Source organism: Salipiger sp. PrR002 (genome assembly GCF_010500775.1).
Lineage (GTDB): Bacteria > Pseudomonadota > Alphaproteobacteria > Rhodobacterales > Rhodobacteraceae > Salipiger.
Window position 1 is genome coordinate 458098 of sequence record NZ_JAAGOU010000001.1, and the last position, 19551, is coordinate 477648.

The 19551-nt window shown below is 65.1% G+C and carries 21 protein-coding genes and 1 other RNA gene; 5 read left to right on the top strand and 17 right to left on the bottom strand.

From position 1 onward, the window contains the following. Nucleotides 1–97: 97 nt before the first annotated feature. Nucleotides 98–535: a PACE efflux transporter gene (locus tag G0A00_RS02225; protein WP_164181701.1), complete on the top strand. Its 438-nt coding sequence runs from the start codon at nt 98–100 to the stop codon at nt 533–535. 108 nt (nt 536–643) lie between these two features. Here G0A00_RS02225 and G0A00_RS02230 read toward each other — a convergent pair whose 3' ends face one another. Beyond that, nucleotides 644–817: a hypothetical protein gene (locus G0A00_RS02230; protein ID WP_164181702.1), complete on the bottom strand. Its 174-nt coding sequence runs from the start codon at nt 815–817 to the stop codon at nt 644–646. Nucleotides 818–1193: 376 nt separating this feature from the next. Then, nucleotides 1194–3962 carry an aconitate hydratase AcnA gene (acnA, locus tag G0A00_RS02235; RefSeq protein WP_164181703.1) on the bottom strand — a complete coding sequence of 923 codons (2769 nt, stop codon included), beginning with the start codon at nt 3960–3962 and terminating at the stop codon, nt 1194–1196. A 217-nt stretch (nt 3963–4179) separates the two neighbouring features. On the opposite strand from acnA, the gene G0A00_RS02240 reads away from it, so the two are divergent. Then, nucleotides 4180–4887 carry a thioredoxin family protein gene (locus tag G0A00_RS02240; RefSeq protein ID WP_164181704.1) on the top strand — a complete coding sequence of 236 codons (708 nt, stop codon included), beginning with the start codon at nt 4180–4182 and terminating at the stop codon, nt 4885–4887. A gap of 28 nt (nt 4888–4915) precedes the next feature. Here the strand turns inward: G0A00_RS02240 and G0A00_RS02245 are convergent, their stop codons facing one another. The 5 genes from G0A00_RS02245 to purB form a co-directional block, all read right to left on the bottom strand. After that, entirely contained in the window at nt 4916–5257 is a 342-nt protein-coding gene (locus tag G0A00_RS02245) for a hypothetical protein (RefSeq protein WP_203595234.1), read from the bottom strand. A gap of 102 nt (nt 5258–5359) precedes the next feature. Further along, nucleotides 5360–6271, bottom strand: a complete 912-nt coding sequence (locus tag G0A00_RS02250; RefSeq protein WP_164181775.1) for a lysophospholipid acyltransferase family protein — start codon at nt 6269–6271, stop codon at nt 5360–5362. 207 nt (nt 6272–6478) lie between these two features. Next, nucleotides 6479–7531 carry a flagellar motor switch protein FliG gene (locus tag G0A00_RS02255; protein ID WP_164181705.1) on the bottom strand — a complete coding sequence of 351 codons (1053 nt, stop codon included), beginning with the start codon at nt 7529–7531 and terminating at the stop codon, nt 6479–6481. A 219-nt stretch (nt 7532–7750) separates the two neighbouring features. Beyond that, nucleotides 7751–7906: an adenylosuccinate lyase gene (locus G0A00_RS02260; RefSeq protein WP_066100212.1), complete on the bottom strand. Its 156-nt coding sequence runs from the start codon at nt 7904–7906 to the stop codon at nt 7751–7753. A 180-nt stretch (nt 7907–8086) separates the two neighbouring features. Further along, complete coding sequence (gene purB / locus G0A00_RS02265; protein WP_164181706.1) at nt 8087–9394, bottom strand: adenylosuccinate lyase; 1308 nt, start codon at nt 9392–9394, stop codon at nt 8087–8089. 166 nt (nt 9395–9560) lie between these two features. Between purB and G0A00_RS02270 the strand changes: the two genes are divergently transcribed. Continuing rightward, a complete protein-coding gene (locus G0A00_RS02270) occupies nt 9561–9962 on the top strand; it encodes a DUF6314 family protein (RefSeq protein WP_164181707.1) in 402 nt (133 codons plus the stop codon). Between the two features lie 39 nt (nt 9963–10001). Here G0A00_RS02270 and G0A00_RS02275 read toward each other — a convergent pair whose 3' ends face one another. From G0A00_RS02275 to G0A00_RS02320, 10 genes are all read right to left on the bottom strand, one after another. After that, nucleotides 10002–10247 (bottom strand): ribbon-helix-helix domain-containing protein, encoded by a 246-nt coding sequence (locus G0A00_RS02275; RefSeq protein ID WP_164181709.1) that lies wholly within the window; start codon nt 10245–10247, stop codon nt 10002–10004. Continuing rightward, nucleotides 10244–10477, bottom strand: coding sequence for a DUF4169 family protein (locus G0A00_RS02280; RefSeq protein WP_164181711.1), 234 nt, complete (start codon nt 10475–10477; stop codon nt 10244–10246). The genes G0A00_RS02275 and G0A00_RS02280 overlap by 4 nt, the downstream gene beginning before the upstream one ends. 203 nt (nt 10478–10680) lie before the next feature. Then, on the bottom strand, nt 10681–12075 hold the full coding sequence (gene fumC, locus G0A00_RS02285) for a class II fumarate hydratase (protein ID WP_066100199.1): 1395 nt from the start codon (nt 12073–12075) through the stop codon (nt 10681–10683). Between the two features lie 215 nt (nt 12076–12290). Beyond that, entirely contained in the window at nt 12291–12758 is a 468-nt protein-coding gene (locus G0A00_RS02290) for an SspB family protein (protein ID WP_164181712.1), read from the bottom strand. 109 nt (nt 12759–12867) lie between these two features. After that, nucleotides 12868–14133, bottom strand: a complete 1266-nt coding sequence (gene chrA, locus G0A00_RS02295) for a chromate efflux transporter (RefSeq protein ID WP_164181777.1) — start codon at nt 14131–14133, stop codon at nt 12868–12870. Between the two features lie 42 nt (nt 14134–14175). After that, nucleotides 14176–14829, bottom strand: a complete 654-nt coding sequence (locus G0A00_RS02300) for a DUF1194 domain-containing protein (protein WP_164181714.1) — start codon at nt 14827–14829, stop codon at nt 14176–14178. A gap of 151 nt (nt 14830–14980) precedes the next feature. Next, nucleotides 14981–15330, bottom strand: a transfer-messenger RNA (tmRNA) gene (ssrA, locus tag G0A00_RS02305). An 18-nt stretch (nt 15331–15348) separates the two neighbouring features. Then, nucleotides 15349–15768 carry a hypothetical protein gene (locus G0A00_RS02310; protein WP_164181716.1) on the bottom strand — a complete coding sequence of 140 codons (420 nt, stop codon included), beginning with the start codon at nt 15766–15768 and terminating at the stop codon, nt 15349–15351. Between the two features lie 129 nt (nt 15769–15897). Then, nucleotides 15898–16401, bottom strand: a complete 504-nt coding sequence (locus G0A00_RS02315; protein ID WP_235953054.1) for a hypothetical protein — start codon at nt 16399–16401, stop codon at nt 15898–15900. Nucleotides 16402–16509: 108 nt separating this feature from the next. Further along, nucleotides 16510–18009 carry a CoA-acylating methylmalonate-semialdehyde dehydrogenase gene (locus G0A00_RS02320; protein WP_164181718.1) on the bottom strand — a complete coding sequence of 500 codons (1500 nt, stop codon included), beginning with the start codon at nt 18007–18009 and terminating at the stop codon, nt 16510–16512. Between the two features lie 97 nt (nt 18010–18106). Here G0A00_RS02320 and G0A00_RS02325 point away from each other — a divergent pair, with 97 nt between their 5' ends. Both G0A00_RS02325 and G0A00_RS02330 read left to right on the top strand, forming a co-directional pair. Further along, complete coding sequence (locus tag G0A00_RS02325) at nt 18107–19003, top strand: LysR family transcriptional regulator (RefSeq protein ID WP_164181720.1); 897 nt, start codon at nt 18107–18109, stop codon at nt 19001–19003. A gap of 58 nt (nt 19004–19061) precedes the next feature. Further along, entirely contained in the window at nt 19062–19496 is a 435-nt protein-coding gene (locus G0A00_RS02330) for a CBS domain-containing protein (protein ID WP_164181722.1), read from the top strand. Nucleotides 19497–19551: the final 55 nt, after the last annotated feature.

The window sequence follows — 19551 nt, forward strand, 5'->3', positions numbered from 1 at the left end:
GCCGCGCCGGAGGGCGTAAATGCGCTGATCGAGTGAGGACGACCTCCCCCGGAAAAGGGACACGAGACGGGACGGCCCGAGGCAAAGGAGACCCCTCATGCGCAGCCGTTTCGACCGTATCCGCCACGCCCTCAGTTTCGAGCTTATCGGGCTGGCCCTCATCATCCCGCTCGGGGCGAGTGCCTTTGGTGCCTCGGCCCATGAGATCGGCCTGATCGCGCTGGTCTGCAGCCTCGTGGCGACGGGCTGGAACTACCTTTACAATCTGCTCTTCGACCGCTGGATGCAGCGCCGCTATGGCCATGCGCAAAAGACACCGGGCCTGCGCATCGCGCATGCGCTGCTCTTCGAGGCGGGGCTGCTGCTGGCGCTTGCGCCCTATATCGCGTGGCAGCTGGGGGTGAGCCTTTGGCACGCGCTGGTCATGGATATGTCCTTCGCGCTGTTCTACGTGGGCTATGCCTTCGTCTTCAACTGGCTCTACGACCTGCTGTTCCCGGCACCGCGTGCGGCTGAGTCCGCTTCTTCTCTTTAAAAATACGCCGGGGGTGAGGCGCAAAGCGCCGAGGGGGCAGCGCCCCCTCCCTTGATGCCTGACAGAGCGCCTGACTTCCGCGCAGCACGCCGCGCCGCCAAAGGCGCGTCAGAGCTCGCAGGTGCCCGTCGCGTCGCCTGCGAGGGGCGCCATCGGATGCTCGAGCGCCGGCCTGCTGCAGACCGGGGTCGCGGGGGATTGCTGCGCCTTCGCACCGTGATAGGCGCCAAGCACGGCGAGGGCGACAAGCGCCGCCAGCTGGATCATGGTTGTGCGTTTCATCTTCTGCCTCAAAGATGTGGTGGCTGCCCCCCGCTTATGGCTGCGGGTGGACCCCCTTATGGTTTTTATCTGCTGTCGTTTTTTATGGTCGTCGTTCTCGTGGTCTCTGCCCTCAGGTAGCGGCTTCTGACAAGAATACAGCAGGTTGCGGCGGATCAGGTGTCGCGATTGCGACATGCGCGCGGTCTTTTGCCTAAATTGCATTCTTCTGCGCGGAAAAGCGGCATGGTTGAGGATTTCGGGTCACAGCCAGCCTTGGGATCGGCGCGAAACGGCCGCCGTAGGCAGCATCCGGACAACGCAAAACCGCCCGAAGCATGGACTCCGGGCGGTTCATAGCAGTCAGGCAAGCGCGACGAGTCGCGCCGCGCGCCGATCAGGAGGCGGCGAGGTTGCGCAGCACGTAGTGCAACACGCCGCCGTGCTCGACGTATTCCTTCTCGATCGCCGTATCGATGCGGCACTTGAGCTGGATGGTCTTGGTCGAGCCGTCCTTGAAGGTAATGGTGCAGGGCACCTCGGCCAGCGGGGTGACGCTGTCGAGACCTTCGATGCTGACGGTTTCTTCACCGGTGAGGCCCAGCGTGGTGCGGGTGTCGCCGCCGGTGAACTCGAAGGGGATCACCCCCATGCCGACGAGGTTGGAGCGGTGGATGCGCTCGAAGCTCTCGGCGATCACCGCCTTGACGCCCAGCAGCGCCGTGCCCTTGGCCGCCCAGTCCCGCGAGGAGCCAGCGCCGTAAAGCTCACCGCCGAAGATCACCAGCGGCGTCCCCTGATCCTGATAGGCCATGGCGGCCTCATAGATCGAGGTCTGCGCGCCGTCGGGGCCCTTGGTGTAGCCGCCCTCGACGCCATCCAGCATCTCGTTCTTGATGCGGATGTTGGCGAATGTGCCGCGCATCATCACCTCGTGGTTGCCGCGGCGCGAGCCATACGAGTTGAACTCGCGCACGGGCACCTGATGCTCGACAAGATACTGGCCGGCTGGGGTGCTTTCCTTGAACGAACCCGCGGGCGAGATGTGGTCGGTGGTGATCATATCGCCGAGCACCGCAAGGATGCGCGCGCCTTCGATATTGGTGATCACGCCCGGATCCTTGGACATGCCTTGGAAGTAGGGCGGGTTCTGCACATAGGTCGAGGTCGGCGGCCAGCTGTAGGTCTCGCCGCCTTTGACTTCCACGCCCTGCCACTTCTCGTCGCCCTTGAAGACGTCGGCGTATTTCTCTTGGAAGGCCGCGCGGGTCACGGTCTTTTCGACCAGCTCGGCGATCTCGGCGTTCGAGGGCCAGATGTCCTTGAGGTAGACGTCGTTGCCGTTTTTGTCCTGACCGATGACATCGGTCGCGATGTTGACGTTCATGTCGCCCACCAGCGCGTAGGCCACCACCAGCGGCGGTGAGGCGAGGTAGTTGGCGCGCACGTCGGGCGAGATGCGGCCCTCGAAGTTGCGGTTGCCCGAGAGCACCGAGGTGGCGATCAGATCGTAATCGTTGATCGCTTTCGAGATCGGCGCATCCAGCGGGCCGGAGTTGCCGATACAGGTGGTGCAGCCGTAGCCCACGAGGTTGAAGCCGACGGCGTCGAGGTCTTCCTGCAGCCCGGCCGCCTCGAGGTATTCCGACACCACCTGCGAGCCCGGCGCCAGCGAGGTCTTCACCCAGGGTTTGCGGTTGAGGCCAAGCTCACGCGCCTTGCGCGCCACCAGACCGGCCCCGATCATCACATAGGGGTTCGAAGTGTTGGTGCAGGAGGTGATCGAGGCGATCACGATCGAGCCGTCGTGCAGCTGGTAGGCCCCGTCGTCGGTCTTGTACCAGCCCTTCTTGTGGTGGCCGACGTCGCCGGGGATGTCGGTGGGCTCGGGGGCGCCGCCCTCGGCTTCCCAACGGGCCTCGGCCTTGTCGGTGTTGTTGCCGTTGCGCTGGCCTTCGACAAACTCGGCAAAGGCGGGGGCGGCGGCGTCGAGCGCGATATAGTCCTGCGGGCGTTTCGGGCCCGAGATGGCGGGCACGATGGTGCCCATGTCAAGCTCGAGCGTGTCGGTGTAGACCGGATCATAACCGCCGTCGCGCCAGAAGCCGTTCTCCTTGGCGTAGGCTTCGACCAGCGCGATGCGCTCCTTGTCGCGGCCGGTCTGCTCGAGATAGCGCAGCGTCTCGGCGTCGATCGGGAAGAAGCCGCAGGTGGCGCCATATTCGGGGGCCATGTTGGCGATGGTGGCGCGCTGCGCCAGCGGCAGATTGTCGAGCCCGTCGCCGTAGAATTCCACGAACTTGCCGACCACGCCCTTGGCGCGCAGCATCTCGACGACCTTCAGCACGAGGTCGGTGCCGGTGGTGCCTTCCATCATCTCGCCGGTCAGCTTGAAGCCGACGACCTCGGGGATCAGCATCGAGATGGGCTGGCCGAGCATGGCGGCTTCGGCCTCGATACCGCCGACGCCCCAGCCCAGAACCGCGGCGCCGTTGACCATCGTGGTGTGGCTGTCGGTGCCGACCAGCGTGTCGGGGTAGGCGACCTCGGTGCCGTCCTGATCTTCATCGGTCCAGACGGTCTGCGCCAGATACTCGAGGTTCACCTGGTGGCAGATGCCGGTGCCCGGCGGCACGACGCGGAAGTTGTTGAACGCCGATTGGCCCCATTTGAGGAATTCATAGCGTTCGATGTTGCGCTCGTACTCGCGATCCACGTTCATCTGGAAGGCGCGCGGGTTGCCGAACTCATCGATCATCACCGAGTGGTCGATGACCAGATCCACGGGGTTGAGCGGGTTAATCTTCTGCGCATCGCCACCCAGCGCCTTGATGCCGTCGCGCATGGCGGCAAGGTCGACCACGGCGGGAACGCCGGTGAAATCCTGCATCAGCACGCGGGCCGGACGATAGGCGATCTCGCGGGGGTTCTTGCCGCCCTGCTTGCCCCATTCCGAAAATGCCTTGATGTCATCCACCGAGACGGTCTTGCCGTCTTCGAAGCGGAGCATGTTTTCCAGCACGACCTTCAGAGCGGCGGGAAGCTTCGAGAACTCGCCGAGACCGGCCTCTTCTGCTGCGGGGATCGAGTAATAAGCGATTGTCTTGCCGTTGACCTCAAGCGTCTTGCGGGTCTTGGCTGTGTCCTGACCGACTGTAATAGGCATGTCTGGCTCCCTCTCATTGCGTGGAGAAAAATGGGTCGCTAGTAGGTAGATGGCTCAGAGGGGGGGCTGGATCAAGTGGCGCGTGAGTTTTTTTGTATCCAACGGTATACAATGCACGGAAAACACGCTTCACCTGCTCTCGCAAAACCTTGATTGGTTATTTCAAAGAGGGTTTTGTACCCCAGATGGGGGCGCAGACATGGGGAACACTGCTCAGATGAACCGACTCACGACTTGGATGGCACCTCTCGCCATGCTGCTTGCGGGCAGCGCAGCCGAGGCGCAGCAGGACAACCCGGTTCTCGTCGAGCTGTTCACCTCGCAAGGCTGTGCCGCCTGTCCACCCGCCGATGCGGTGCTTGCCGAGCTCAGCAACCGCGAGGATGTCATCCCGCTGGCGCTGCATGTGGACTATTGGGATTACATCGGCTGGAAGGATGATTTCGCCGATCCGGGCTTTACCAAGCGCCAGAAGGGCTATGCCCGCGCCGCCGGTCGCCGCTCGCTCTACACGCCGCAGATGATCGTGAACGGGCGCTACGACGTGGTCGGCTCGCGCCCGATGAAAGTGGTGGATGCGATCCGCGCCGCGTCGGAAACCGCGTCGCCCGCGAAACTTCTGGTGGCGCGCGATGGCGACCAATTGGTGATCCGCGCCGAGCCGCTGGCCAAGCTGCCGCCGGAAACGGTGATTCACCTCGTGCGCTATGCGCCGGAAAAGACCGTCTCGATCGAGGATGGCGAGAATGCCGGGCTTGAGGTGACCTACACCAATATCGCCCACGGCTGGCAGGTGATCGGCAGCTGGGACGGGCAGAAGCCCTATGAGACTTCCGTGCCCCTGGAAGGCGACGACCCGGCTGTGGTGCTGCTGCAGGAAGCCCAGTTCGGCCCGGTTCTGGCCTCGGCGCGCTGGAAAGACTGATCCGGCACGCGGCGAGGCCAGCTGCGAGTCAGGCCGCGCCCTCATCTCCCATGAACATCAGCTCGGGGTTGCTGCCGTCGGGCGCAACCAGACAACGCCATGGCGCCCCGTTCGCGCCGACCCGCATATAGACCGCCGTCGCCGCCTCTGAGGTTTCGCCGCCAACCACGGTGACGCCGCCCTCGGTTTGCGCCGTAAGCGCCGACTGGCAGGCCGAGATCGCCGCGCTGCTGACGTCGGGCGACATCGAGGTGATGAAGGGCGGGCCAGCCGGAGAGGCGGGCATGGGCGCATCCATTGCGGGGCTACCTGTCTCGGCGCAGGCGGCGAGCATCAGCGCCGCGGCGAGGCAAAACTTGGCTGAAGGCATGTGGGGTCTCCCGGAAAATTCCTGTCTCGAATATCCGGGCAGCAGAGCCGACAGCGCCGCCTCAGGCAAGCCTTTTGCGCAGGCAGTGCCGCGCTCGGCGAACTAGCTCTGATTCTGCTGGCGCGCGCGCTTCTCGGCCCGCTTGCGCTGGCGCTTGGGCTTCCAGCGGCGGTGGATCCAGAACCACTGGCCCGGGTCTGCCTCGATCCGCGCCTCGAGCCTGCGGGTGACCTCGCGCATCATCTCCACCGGCTCGCCATGCGCGATGGGCGCTTCGAAGACCGCCTCGAAGTTCACCCCATCGGGCTTGCGGATGCCGAAGAAGGGCACGAAGAGCGCGCCGGTCTTCACCGCGATCTCGGCGGCGGAGGTCAGCGTGGGCGCGGGCTGGCCGAGAAAGTCGATGGGTGTTCCGGCGCTGTCATAGACGTCAAACAGCAGCACACCCATGCCGCCGCCGCGAATATGCTTGAGCAGCCCCATGGTGCCGCGGCGGCCTTGTTCAAAGACCGGATCGCTCAGCGCGTGCATATTGGCGGCATAGTGCTCGTTGAAGAACGGGTTGGCCATGGGCCGGTAGAGCCCGCCGATGCGCCAGCCCCGCGCCACCAGCGCGGCGCGCGGCGCTTCGAAGTTTCCGTAATGGCCGGTGACAAAGAGGATCGGACGCCCCTCGGCGCGGGCGGCTTCGATCGCGGCGACGCCTTCGCCGGTCACAGGCGTGTCCTTCATCCGCTCCAAAAGCCCGGCGACGTCGTAATTCTCGATCATCGTGCGCCCGGCGTTGTCCGCCACCTGATCGGCGATGCGGCGCTTTTCGGCCTCGGGCATCTCGGGCCAGACGTGTTCGAGATTGGCCATGGCACGCGCCCGGTAGCCCGCGAGCGGCGCCACGAGCCGCCGCACCAGCGTTCCCATCATCCGTCCGCGCAGCGCAGGCGGCAGCGTCAGCGCCAGCCGGATGGTGCCGCGCAGCGCCTTGTCCGAGAGGTAATCCGCCGTGCCGCCGCGCACGGGCGCGGGCTTACCGCCTTTCTTGCTGGCCGCCTTGTTGGACGTCTTGCTGCCGGTCTTGGCACTTGCCGACGCGGGACCGCCGTCCTTCGTGGACGCCTGCGGCGCAGTGGTGTTATTCGTCTCGCCCTTGGTCAAAGCCCGCTCCGTTCCTACGAGGGGCAGATTTAGGCCGACGCGCGGCGCGGCACAAGTTCCAGAGCCGCGTTAGTCTTCGTCATCCTCGCCGGTTCGAAGCTCGATCTCGCCCACGGCGACCAACTCGCGGATGGCGGTGACCACCGTGCTCATCGCCGTTTCGCCCTTCTTGCCCTTCACGGTCATCCCGGCGGCATCCTCGCGCAGCGCGCCCGCCATGCGTTTCGACATATTCTCGAGCAGAAACTCCGCGGCGGGCAGATCGGCCTCGGAGGTGGCGGCGGCGATGGCGGTGGTCAGCACTTCGGGCGGCACGTCTCGGGTGATCTTCGGCACGTCGACCTTTTTCAACCGCGTGGGAATGTCGGCGAAGGTAAAGATGGCGCGGCGCACGGCCTCGGCGAAATCCTTGTCGGTCTCCTCCAGCCCTTCGAGCACCTCGTCGCGCTTGGCCGAGGCGGCGTAGTTCAGGATGGCACCAACCCGCTCGTCCGCGCGGTTGGCAAAAGCCTTGGGCGGCTCGGCGTCCAGTTGCGCCGCGAGGCTGAGCCCGATGCGGTCCACCGCCTCGGGCGAGACACCTGCGGTCATCGACACGGCATAGGTGATGCGCCGGGCCTGCTCGCCGGGCATCAGCGCGAGCACCGCGGCGGCCTTGGCGGTGTTGATCTTCGAGAGCATGACGGCGGCCACCTCGATCGCTTCGGCGCTGGCGAGTTCGGCGATGCGCGCCTCGGGCAGGGTGCCGATCCGCTCCCATGGATCGCCGCTCTGGCGCACCCCGGCCTCTTTGCGCAGGCGGGCGGCGGTGCGGGCGCTGATCTTACCGTCGAGCGCCGAAAGCGCCCCCGCCATGTCACCGGGAAACGACAGGCCGATCCCGTCGAGTTCGGCGGAAAACTCCTCGACCACGGCGTTGAGCGTGGCGCGGTCGATATAGCGCATGCGGCCCAGCTGCAGCGTCAGCTCGGCCTGCAGGTCATCGGGCAGCGCCGAGAGCGGCACATCGGCCTCCTCGTTGAGCAGGAATTGCACGATGATCGCCGCCTTGGCGCGGCGCGACAGCGGCGGCCGGCCGCCGGGGCGGCCTTGGGACTCGGACAATGAGGGCAGAGTAGACATCGGTGCTGAGTTTCGCGTCGTGTTATCGTGGCGTGGTATCGCATCTCGGGATCAGAAAGCCTGCGCGGGCCGGATGGGCTGGCAGCTCCAGACCTAGCGCAGCGAGGTTAATGAACCCTCATGGCTCGCGGCATTTCCGCCCCGTCACGGCTTGCCGCAAAAAGGGGCGCCCAGATCGGGCGCCCCTTCGGGTAACTGCACGCGAGGCCAGCGGAAAGCTCAGCCAGAGATCACCTTGCAGGTGCCGCTCTCGGCGTCATAGGCCGAACCTTCCGCGCAGGTCATCTTGGCCTGCTCGTGATAGCTGCAATCGGCCCAGGCAATCATCGGGGCTGCCACGAGGGCGGCGGCGGTCAACAGCGTCTTGATCGTCATGCTTCGTCCTCCGTGTGGAATGACCCTAGGGTACCACAGCTCGGCCACCGGCCAAAAAGAAAGCGGCCGGCGCGGCACCTCACGTTCCCGCGAGCGCCGCACCGGCCCTTCGTCTAGATCAAAATATCCCGGGGGAGTCCGCGTCAGCGGACGGGGGCAGCGCCCCCAGCCGGGCGGGGCTCAGCCCTCGCCGAACACCCGGCGGAAGATCGTGTCCACGTGTTTGGTGTGATAGCCCATGTCGAACTTCTGGTTGATGCCGTCGACGCCGAGCGCTTTCACCACCTCTTCGTCGGCCAGCAGCAGCTCGCGGAAATCAAGGCGCTCTTCCCAGACCTTCAGCGCGTTGCGCTGGACCATGGAATAGGCGTCCTCGCGGCTCACACCGGCTTGGGTCAGCGCCAGCAGCACGCGCTGCGACATCACCAGACCCGGGAACTTGTTCATATTGTCGAGCATGTTCTGCGGGTAGATGATCATCTTGTCGACGACGCCGGCCAGACGGTTCAGCGCGAAATCGAGGGTAATGGTCGCATCCGGGCCGATGCCGCGCTCGACCGAGCTGTGCGAGATGTCGCGCTCGTGCCAGAGCGCCACGTTCTCCATCGCCGGGATCACCGTCATCCGCACGAGGCGGGCGAGGCCGGTGAGGTTCTCGGTCAGCACCGGGTTCTTTTTGTGCGGCATCGCCGACGAGCCCTTCTGGCCCATCGAGAAGAACTCCGCGCCTTCCAGCACCTCGGTGCGCTGCATGTGGCGGATCTCGATGGCGATGTTCTCGATCGAGGAGGCGATGACGCCGAGCGTGGCAAAGAACATGGCGTGGCGGTCGCGCGGGATCACCTGCGTCGAGATCGGCTCGGGGCGCAGGCCCAGCTTCTCGCAGACGTGCTCTTCAACCGCCGGGTCGATATTGGCAAACGTGCCGACAGCACCCGAGATCGCGCCGGTGGCGATCTCCCATTTGGCCTTCTCGAGACGGTTCTTGTTGCGGTCCATCTCGGCGTAGAAGCGCGCGAAGGTCAGCCCCATGGTGGTGGGCTCGGCGTGGATGCCGTGGCTGCGGCCGACGCGGACGGTGTCCTTGTGCTCGTAGGCGCGCTTTTTCAGCGCGGCCAGCACCTTGTCGACGCCGCCCAGCAGGATGTCGGCGGCGCGCACCAGCTGCACGTTGAGGCAGGTGTCGAGCACATCCGAGGAGGTCATGCCCTGATGCACGAAGCGCGCCTCTTCGCTGCCCACATGCTCGGCGAGGTGGGTGAGGAAGGCGATGACGTCATGCTTGGTGACGGCTTCGATCTCGTCGATGCGGGCGACGTCGAACTCGACGTCATTGGCCTTCCAGACGGCCTCGGCGTTTTCCTTGGGGATGACCCCCAGCGCGGCCTGTGCGTCGCAGGCATGGGCCTCGATCTCGTACCAGATGCGGAACTTGGTGGCGGGCTCCCAGATCGCGGTCATCTCGGGGCGGGCATAGCGGGGGATCATCGGCTATCCTTCGGTCTCTTGCATGGCAGACGCGGGCGTCATAGGGCGGAAGTGGCGCCACGGCAAGGGCGGTGAGTGGCTGGCAGCTCTGCCTCACGACCGCCGCGCGGCTTCGCCGGCCAAAGATGTGCGTATTTGGAAAGAGAAGAAGATAGGACCGGCGGCGATGCACAGGCTCCAAGATTTCCTCGGTGACTGGCGGCTGGCGCGCGAGATCACCCATGGGGACGGCAGCGCGGCGCGTTTCGAGGGGCGGGCCGAGTGGCGCGCCGAGGACGGTGGCGCGCTCGGTGGCGCGCTCTATGTGGAGACCGGGAATCTGATCATCGGGACCGGGCGTTTCGCCGCCGAGCGGCGCTATCGCTGGGGCATGGATCTGTCGGTCTGGTTCGAAGACGGGCGCTTCTTCCACCATATTCCGCCCGGCGGCGGCGCGGCGGCGCATTGGTGTGATCCCGATCACTATGATGCCGAGTATGATTTCAGCCGCTGGCCGGAGTGGACCGCCCGCTGGCGCGTACGCGGGCCGCGCAAGGACTACGAGATGCTCAGCCACTACTGCCGCTGAGCCTTTCATTGTTCCCAAAATACGCCCGCCGGAGGCGTCTCAGCCCGCCGCCCGCAGCCGTGCCTTCAGGTGTTCGAGTACATGCACCCTGATGGCCGAGGCGAGCCCCGCCTCCACACCGCGCTGCGCGTCGATCTCTGTGGCGAGGGCGTTGAGCGTCTTGCCCTCGGCTTCGGCGATGCTGCGAAATTCGTCCCAAAAGGGCGTCTCCAGCGACACCGAAGTGCGGTGGCCGCGGATGGTCAGCGAGTGTTTCGCCGGGCGCCCGATGTCCCTGGGGGTCATGAGCGGGAGGTCTCGTCGCCCTCGGGCGTGCCATCGCCCTCGGCCGTGCCGTCGGGCGTGTCCAGCCGGTGGCCTTCGAGGCTGCGCGCGGCTTTGTCGCTGCGGCGTTCTTCCAGCTTCTTCTCGGCCTTGCTGAGACCATGGCGCACAGCGTTCTCGTCGGCCTGCGCGCGTTTCTCGGCGCGGGCCTTGGATTTGCGGAAGCGGTTGAGGTTAACGACGTTGCTCATGGGAAAAAAGGATAGCGCGGTGCGGCGCGGGGACAATCGAAAACCGGGAGCGCGCAGGCACGCGCAGGCCCGGACAGGCACGTATGAACAGGCGCGGGCAAAGATATGCGGCAGTTTGCGGCAAGCTGCGCGCTCAGGCGGCGGCGCTGACGAAAACGGGGCCCGCGCGGGGCCCCGTTTCAAGTCTCGCAAAGGGACGCGGATCAGTCCTTCGGGCCGATCATCTTCTCGGGGCGCACCACCTCGTCGAAGGTCTTTTCGTCGACGAAGCCGAGGGCGATCGCCTCTTCCTTCAGCGTGGTGCCGTTCTTATGCGCGGTCTTGGCGACCTTGGTGGCGTTGTCATAGCCGATGGTCGGCGCCAGCGCCGTCACCAGCATCAGCGATTCCTTCATCAGCTTGTCGATGCGCGCGGTGTTCGCCTGCGTGCCCACGACCATATTGTCGGTGAAGGCCGAGGCCGAGTCGCCCAGCAGCTGCATGGACTGCAGCACGTTGTAGCTCATCATCGGGTTGTAGACGTTGAGCTCGAAGTGGCCCTGGCTGCCGGCCATGCCGACGGCGGCGTCATTGCCCATCACATGCGCGCAGACCATGGTCAGCGCCTCGGCCTGAGTCGGGTTCACCTTGCCCGGCATGATCGACGAGCCGGGCTCGTTTTCCGGCAGGATCAGCTCGCCAAGGCCCGAGCGCGGGCCGGAGCCCAGCAGGCGCATGTCGTTGGCGATCTTGAAGAGCGAGGCCGCCACGGTCTTCAGCGCGCCCGAGAACATCACCATCGCATCATGCGCGGCGAGCGCCTCGAACTTGTTCGGCGCGGTGACGAAGGGCAGGTCGGTGATCTGCGCCATGTTGGCGGCGACCATCTCGGCCCAGCCTTTCTTGGTGTTGAGCCCGGTGCCCACGGCGGTGCCGCCCTGCGCCAGCTCGTAGATGTCACCAAGGCAGGCCTCGACCCGCTCGATGCCCTTTTTCACCTGATGCGCGTAGCCACCGAATTCCTGGCCCAGCGTCAGCGGCGTGGCGTCTTGGGTGTGGGTGCGGCCGATCTTGATGATGTCCTTGAACTCTTCGCTCTTCGCCTCGAGCGCCGCGTGCAGCTTGCGCAGGCCCGGCAGCAGCACATCGCGCGCCTGCATGGCGATGCCCACGTGCATGGCGGTGGGGAAGGTGTCGTTGGACGACTGGCCCATGTTGCAGTGGTCGTTGGGGTGGACGGGCGCTTTGGAGCCCATCTCGCCGCCCAGCATCTCGATCGCGCGGTTGCTGATCACCTCGTTGGCGTTCATGTTCGACTGCGTGCCCGAGCCGGTCTGCCAGACCACCAGCGGGAAGTTGTCGTCGAACTTGCCCTCGATCACCTCACCGGCGGCGGCGATGATCGCATCGGCGACCTCGGCCTCCATGTTGCCCAGTTCCTTGTTGGCCATGGCGCAGGCCTTTTTCACCACGCCAAGCGCGCGGATGATTGGAACCGGCTGCTTCTCCCAGCCGATGGGGAAGTTCATGATCGACCGCTGGGTCTGAGCGCCCCAGTACTTGTCGGCGGGAACCTCGAGCGGGCCGAAGCTGTCGGTCTCGGTGCGGGTGTTGGCCATCTTTGCCTCCTGCAAGCATACCATTGTGTGCCGTTTAGCCCCAGCGAGGCGAAGGGGCAACGGGGCAGCGTGTTTTGCGGGGGCTGTTAGCGTCGCGACAGGGCAGGAAAATTTGTAGATCCTGCGACGCGGGCCATGATGGCAGGGTCAGCGCGGCAGAAAAGCGAACGCCGCCGGGCGGACCGGCGGCGGCATGGCGCATCCTGTGCGGCGGTTTATTTGCGGAAAGAATCCAGCCGCACCACCTCGGCGTCCTGCTTGGGCGCGTCGCCCGAGCCCTCGGGATCGTCGCCGTCGGGCGGGGTGGGTTCGTCGTCGTCCTCGTCTTCCTCATGCGTCTCGAAGCGCAGGCCGAACTCGACCGAGGGATCGACGAAGGTCTTGATCGCGTCATAGGGGATGTAGAGCCGCTCGGGCGCATCCCCGAAGTTCAGCGTCACGGTAAAGCCGTCCTCGGTCACCTCGAGGTCGTCGTACCAATGCTGCATCACCACCGTCATCTCGCCCGGGTAGCGATCCGACAGCCAGTCCGCCAGTTCCACATCGGGATGCTGGGTGTCGAAGGTGATGAAAAAATGGTGCTCGCCCGGCAGGCCGGAGTCCTGAACGCCCAGAAGGACGTCATGAATGAGCCCGCGCATGGCGCGGTGCATGAGATTCCCGTAGTCGATGCCGGAGGGCATGGCTCTGATCCTCGTCGCTTTCTTTTCACCATATTAGATTTGGCGGCGAGGAAAAGGGGACTTGGCTGGAAAAATCCCCGTCGGGCGGGATTTCACGGAAAGACGCGCATTAATAGATAGTTAACAAGAGGCCTGCGGCTGCCGTCACGGCAAGCGTCAGCGGCACCGAGCGGCCCAGCGGGCCAAGCAGCAGGGCGGCCAGAAGCGTCAGCGCCAGCGCGCCCGGTCGCCAGCTCTGCAGCACTGGCAGTTCCGGGGCGATGGGGCCAAGCCGCAGTTGCCACGTCTCGGCAAAGAGCACATGCAGGGCGAACCACAGCGTGAGGTTGGCGATCACCCCCAGCACGGCGGCGGTGATCGCATCCAGCGCGCCTTGCAGGCGGGGGCGGGCCAGCAGCCTTTCGAGATGCGGGGCAAAGGCGAAGATCCACAGGAAACAGGGCACGAAGGTCACCCAGAGCACCATGGCTCCGGCGGCCAGCGCCATGGGCCAGCCGCCCTCGGCGTAGCCGGTGAGCATCCCCACGAATTGCGTCACGAGGATCAGCGGACCCGGCGTCGTCTCGGCCAGCCCCAAGGCGTCGGCCATCTGCGCGGGGTCGAGCCAGCCGCGCGCCGAGACCGCCTCCTGCGCCAGCCACGCCAGCACCGCATAGGCTCCGCCGAAGGAGAAGACCGCCAGCTTCGAGAAGAGCATGCCGATGTCGTAGAGCAGCGTCTGTCCGGCCAGCGCGGCCAGCACCATTGGCGCGAACCAGAGCGTCACCCAGAGCGGCCAGACCCACAGCCGGTCGGTCACTGGCGCGGGCAGGGGGCGCACGTCCTCGGCGGGGGCGGCGGGGCGGCTGAGCCAGCCGATGGCCCCGGCGCAGGCGATGACCAGCGGGAACGGCAGATGCAGCACATAAAGCGCGGCAAAAGCGGCCAGCGCGATCCATGGCGCGCCGCGATGAGACAGCACCTTGCGGCCAAGCTTCATGAGCGCGAAGGCGACCAGCGCGATCACCGTGGCCTTCACGCCCAGCATCAGCGCGGTCACTTCGGGGCGGGCGCCATAGGCGGAATAGGCCAGCGCCAGCGCGGCGATGACCAGCGCGCCGGGCACCACAAAAAGCCCCCCTGCGATCAGCCCGCCGGCGACGCCGCGCAGCCGCCAGCCCGCCCAAGTGGCCAATTGCATCGCCTCGGGTCCCGGCAGCAGCATGCAAAAGGACAGCGCCTGCAGGTATTGCCGCTCGCTCAGCCAGCCGCGCTCTTCGACGATCTCGCGATGCAGCAGCGCGATCTGCGCCGCCGGACCGCCGAAGCTCAGCAGGCCGATGCGCAGAAAACTCAGGAAAAGCTGTGAAAGCGGGGTCTTGGCGGGCGTCGTCATCACCGGCTTTTGCGCAGGGCTTGATGAAACTTTCATGACGGCTCAGCCTAGCACGCGGGCGATCTCGCGCAGGATCTTGCGGCGCATGGTCTCGGCATAGGCAAGGTGGCTGCGCGCGGTCAGGACAAAGCCGTCGCGGGTGATCAGCACCTGCCGGTAGAAATTGGTCACCGGCAGCCCATGGCCCGGCCCCTCGATCGCCAGCCCGTTGATCGTCACCCCCATGCGTTCGGCCCGCACCCGCGCGGCAGAGGCGGAGGGGCCGGAGTTCGGCGTCCCGTCGCCCGAGATGTCGATGACCCGGCGTCCGCAGGCGGGGGCCGCCGCCATGTGATCGAGCGCGGCCTGCAGAGCGGCACCCGGCGCGGTGTCAGAGAGGATGAAAGCCCGCTCCATGCGCTCTGCAGCGCTGGCGAAAGCGGAAACATCGGCGGGCTCGGTGATCTGCTGCCAGCCAAGGGTGAGCGCCTGATGCGCCGGGCCGGACCATTGCAGCACCGCAAGCGCGACCCGGTCCTCGATCAGAATCGCGGCAATCTCGGGGTCTCGCAATGCGAAGGCGAGGCCTTCGACCTGGATCGCATATTCCGCCGGGTCGATCGAGTTCGACACATCCATGGCCAAAAGCAGCGCGGTCTCGCAGGCTCGGGCCGGCGAGGCGAGCAGGGCAAGGCTGGCGGCAACCACGCGAAACATAAGCCGAATGCTGGCAGCGCGGCGGTATTCGGTCAATCTATCCGTCGGTCGCGGCGCAAAAGCAGCGAATTGCGGCGCTCTGCAAGCGGCATCCCGCGCGCGGGTCGCGATGGGTTATACGGTTACGCTGACGATTACTCTGGGGGGAGGAAGTGCAGGTTTCTGTTGCCAGGTACCTGCGAACCCCGCCTTACACTGCTAGGCGCAAGGGCTTAGATTTCGATGTTTCGGACTGCTTACGCAGCCAGAGCCATCGGAGCACGATTGTTGTTGGCAACTATGCTTTATGAACCGATAACGGTGGTATCTCACCGGGACAAAGCTACATCTTTACGCGTTCGTCGATCCTATTTCGGCCCCATGAACCCCCAACAAGGGTTTATTGGTGGAGCCGCCGGGTACCGCCCCCGGGTCCGATCCGTTTATTACATGCGCGTTTATGCCCATAGTCCCTTGCGGAACATCCCTCATATAGGACGGCGGCGCGCGGCTTTCAATGGGGTGTTGCGCGCGATCTGATCACTGGGTCGCGGCAAAGAGGTCCGAGACGCGGGTCTCGGGCTGTCCCAGAAAGGCCAGCGCGGGCGCTTCTTCGCGGAAGACACGGATGTCGAAACTGAGCTGCGGCGAGAGGATCTGCTGCGCCATGCGCGCCACACCGAAACCCAGATCGGTCGGGGCGAAATAGACCAGAGGCATCACGCGATCGTCGAAATGGCCCGAGGCGGCCATCTCCGCCGAGACTTGCTGCAACCCTATGTAACCGCTTCGAAAATTCGTCATCTCTGAATAGTCGATCAGGCAGCCGACATTGGGCGTCCAGCCCGGCGTGTCGTTCAGGACCTTCTGAGCATCGACGCAGTCTTCGCAATAGGTCTCCCCGGCAAACTTTAGGTAGACCAACGGGCGGTCGGCAAAATATTTCAGCGTGCCAGCCATTGCTGTGCCTCCCAGAAACAGGAAATCGCGGCGTAGGGTCACGCTAGCATGTGTTCTGGGGGCCTGCGGCTGTCAAACTTTATGTCGCGTAAGCGACACTAAGCTGCCGGAGTCTGTGTGCCTTGAAGCTCAGTCCGCGTCTTGCAGCAGCTGTTCAAAACTACGCTCGGCAAGCCCCAAAAGCGCCAGCGACCGCCGTTCGCTTTGCTGCACGAGCATGACCGCACCGTCGAGACCGTCCCAAGATTGCAGGGCAAGCCGTGCGAGTTCGAGGCTTATCCGTGTCGGCGCGTAATAGACCTTCATGGCCTCAGCCCCGCCGCCAAGCATCGCGTCGGCCATGCGGGCCTGAATTTTCATAAGTTCGACGAAATCCCCATCCCAGCCGGTGACGCGCGACAGATCCACCAAGTGTTTCTGGCCGGGGCGAAAGTCGGGATGGCTTAGATAGTCGGTCAGCGCGGCGGATGTCTCTTTGAGATACGCCTGCCCTTCATAGCTGGCGTAGACCAATCCGTGTTTGGGAAGGATGCGGAACGTGACGGACATGGTGCACATGGCGGCTGTTTCTGGGTTCGCTGAAAAAGCCTCGCCGTTGTTCCTCGACTCGTCAACGATGTACCGCAGATGCATGTTTGGCGTCGGCGCTGTCACCCGTCTGCGCCGGATGTGCAAACGCCGCCCCGGGAATCGGGGCGGCGCTTTTGACAAGGGGCCGGTGCGAAGCGGCGCGGCAATGGATCAGTCCATGGCCTTGAAGTTGAACTCGCCACCTTCCTTAATGCCCGAGAACCAGCGCGCGGTGACGGTCTTGGTCTTGGTGTAGAAGCGGAAGGCGTCGGGGCCATATTGGTTGAGATCGCCGAAGGCCGATTTCTTCCAGCCGCCGAAGGTGTGATACGACAGCGGCACCGGGATCGGGAAGTTGATGCCGACCATGCCCACGTTCACCCGGTGCGCAAAGTCGCGCGCGGTGTCGCCATCGGCGGTGTAGATCGCCGTGCCGTTGCCGTAGTCATTGTCGATCACCAGATCGAGCGCCTCTTCGTAGGTGCCAGCGCGCACGGTGCTGAGAACCGGGCCGAAGATCTCTTCTTTGTAGATGTCCATGTCGGGCGTCACATTGTCAAAGAGCGACGGGCCGACGAAGAAGCCGTTCTCATAGCCCTGCAGCGAGAAGTCGCGGCCATCGATGACCAGCTTCGCGCCCTGTTCGACACCTTTGGTGACGAGGCCGTTGATGCGGTCCTTGGCGGTGCCGGTGATCACCGGGCCATAGTCCACGTCTTCGCCCGCGGTGTAGGGGCCAACCTTCAGCTTCTCGACGCGCGGCACCAGCTTCTCGATCAGCGCGTCGGCGGTTTCCTCGCCCACCGGCACGGCCACCGAGATCGCCATGCAGCGTTCGCCCGCAGCGCCGTAGCCCGCACCCACCAGCGCGTCGGCGGCCTTGTCGAGGTCGGCGTCGGGCATGATGATCATGTGGTTCTTGGCACCGCCGAAGCATTGCGCGCGCTTGCCGTTGGTGGCGGCGCGGCCATAGATGTACTGCGCGATCGGGGTCGAGCCGACGAAGCCCACGGCCTGCACGGTGTCGTTGTCGAGGATCGCGTCCACCACTTCCTTGTCACCGTTGACCACCTGCAGCACGCCCTCGGGCAGGCCAGCCTCGATGATCAGCTCGGCAAGGCGCAGCGAGGTCGAGGGGCAGCGCTCGGAGGGCTTGAGGATCATGGCGTTGCCACAGACCAGCGCCGGGGCCATCTTCCACAGCGGGATCATCGCCGGGAAGTTGAACGGGGTGATGCCCGCGACCACGCCAAGCGGCTGGCGCATGGAGTAAAGGTCGATGCCCGGACCGCCGTTGTCGGTGAACTCGCCCTTGAGCATATGCGGCGCGCCCATGCAGACCTCGACCACTTCCAGACCGCGCTGCACGTCGCCACGGGCGTCGGGCAGGGTCTTGCCGTGTTCCTTCGAGACCAGCTCGGCCAGCTCGTCCATATGCTCGTTGATCAGCGCACCGAACTTCATCATCACGCGGGCGCGACGCTGCGGGTTGGTGGCGGCCCAGCCTTTTTGCGCTTCGGCGGCCTTGGCAACGGCGTCGTTCAGCTCTGCGACGGTGGCCAGCGGCACTTTGGCCTGAACTTCCCCGGTGGCCGGGTTGAAGATCTCGGTGAAGCGGCCCGAGGTGCCCTTGACGTGTTCGCCGTTGATGAAATGCGTGAGTTCTTGCATCTGAACCTCCTTGATGTTGGGCCGCACTCTAGCCTTGCGGAAATGCAGGGGACAGGGGTAATCCAGCAAAAAGGTTTTGCAAAAATTCAGGTGCGCCATGCGTGAGAACTGGGATGACTTGCGGATTTTCCTTGCCGTCGCGCGCGGCGAGAGCCTGTCGGCGGCGGGGCGGGTGCTGCGCATGGACCCGGCGACGGTGGGCCGCCGGGTGGCGCGTCTCGAGGAGCAATTGGGCCATCCGCTCTTTGCCAAGTCGCCGCAGGGCTACGCACTGACCGAGGCAGGCGCGCGGCTGCTGGTCCATGCCGAGACCGCAGAACAGGCGCTGGGGCAGGGCGCACAGGCGCTGATGGGCGCCTCCGAGGGGTTCGCCGGGCAGATCCGCATCGGTGCGCCCGACGGCTGCGCGAACTTCCTGCTGCCGCAGGTCTGCGCCAAGATCGCCGAGGACAATCCGGGGCTCGATCTGCAGATCGTCTCGCTGCCGCGCGTGGTGAACCTGTCGCGGCGTGAGGCCGATATGGCCATCGCGGTCTCTGCGCCCACGGCGGGGCGGCTGGTGGTCAAGAAGATCTCGGACTATCGCCTGCATCTTGCGGCCTCCGAGGAGTATCTCGCCGGTCACGCCCCGATCCTCAGCCGCGCCGACCTGCAGGGGCATCGCATGGTGGGCTACATCCCCGACATGATCTTTGACCGCGAGCTCGACTATCTCAGCGATCTGGGCGTCGAGCGGGTGCGTCTCGCCTCCAATTCCGTCGCGGTGCAGTTCCATTGGCTGCGCTTGGGCGCGGGGCTGGGCATCGTGCATGATTTCGCGCTGCCCGCCGCGCCGGGACTGCGCAAGGTGCTGGCCGATGAAGTGTCGCTCACCCGCAGTTTTTACCTCGTGCGCCATGCCGACGACCGGCGCCACGCGCGCCTTAACGGATTCGCAGAGCTTTTGGCCGAAGGTGTTCGGCGCGAGCTGGCCTGCCTCGAAGGTCGGAGTTGACAGAAGGTCGCAGGGGGCGGACGCTGTAAGGGTCAGCAGCGCTTAGGAGGAAAGCCGCATGCAGGTACAACAGATTCTCAAGGATAAGTCCGACGACGGGGTGGTCACCGTCACCCCCGGCAGCAGCGTCGGTGACGCGGCGCAGGTGCTTTCTGAGCGCCGGATCGGTGGTGTGGTGATTTCCGACGACGGGCAGACGCCGCTGGGGATCCTGTCAGAGCGTGACATCGTGCGCGCTATCTCGGCGCAGGGTGCCAGCATCCTGAACATGACGTGTGACGAGTTGATGACCCGCAAATTGCAGGTCTGCACCCGCGACGAGGACACCAATGTGGTGCTCGCCCGGATGACCGAGGGACGGTTCCGTCACATGCCGGTGGTCGAGGATGGGGTGCTGGTGGGCATCATCTCGATTGGCGACGTGGTGAAGGCGCAGATCGCCGAACTTGCCATGGAAAAAGACGCGCTGCAGGGCATGATCATGGGCTTCTAAGTTCAGGCGCCTCAACAGGAGGCCGGTTTCGGGGTTGCATTCCGGGACGCAATAT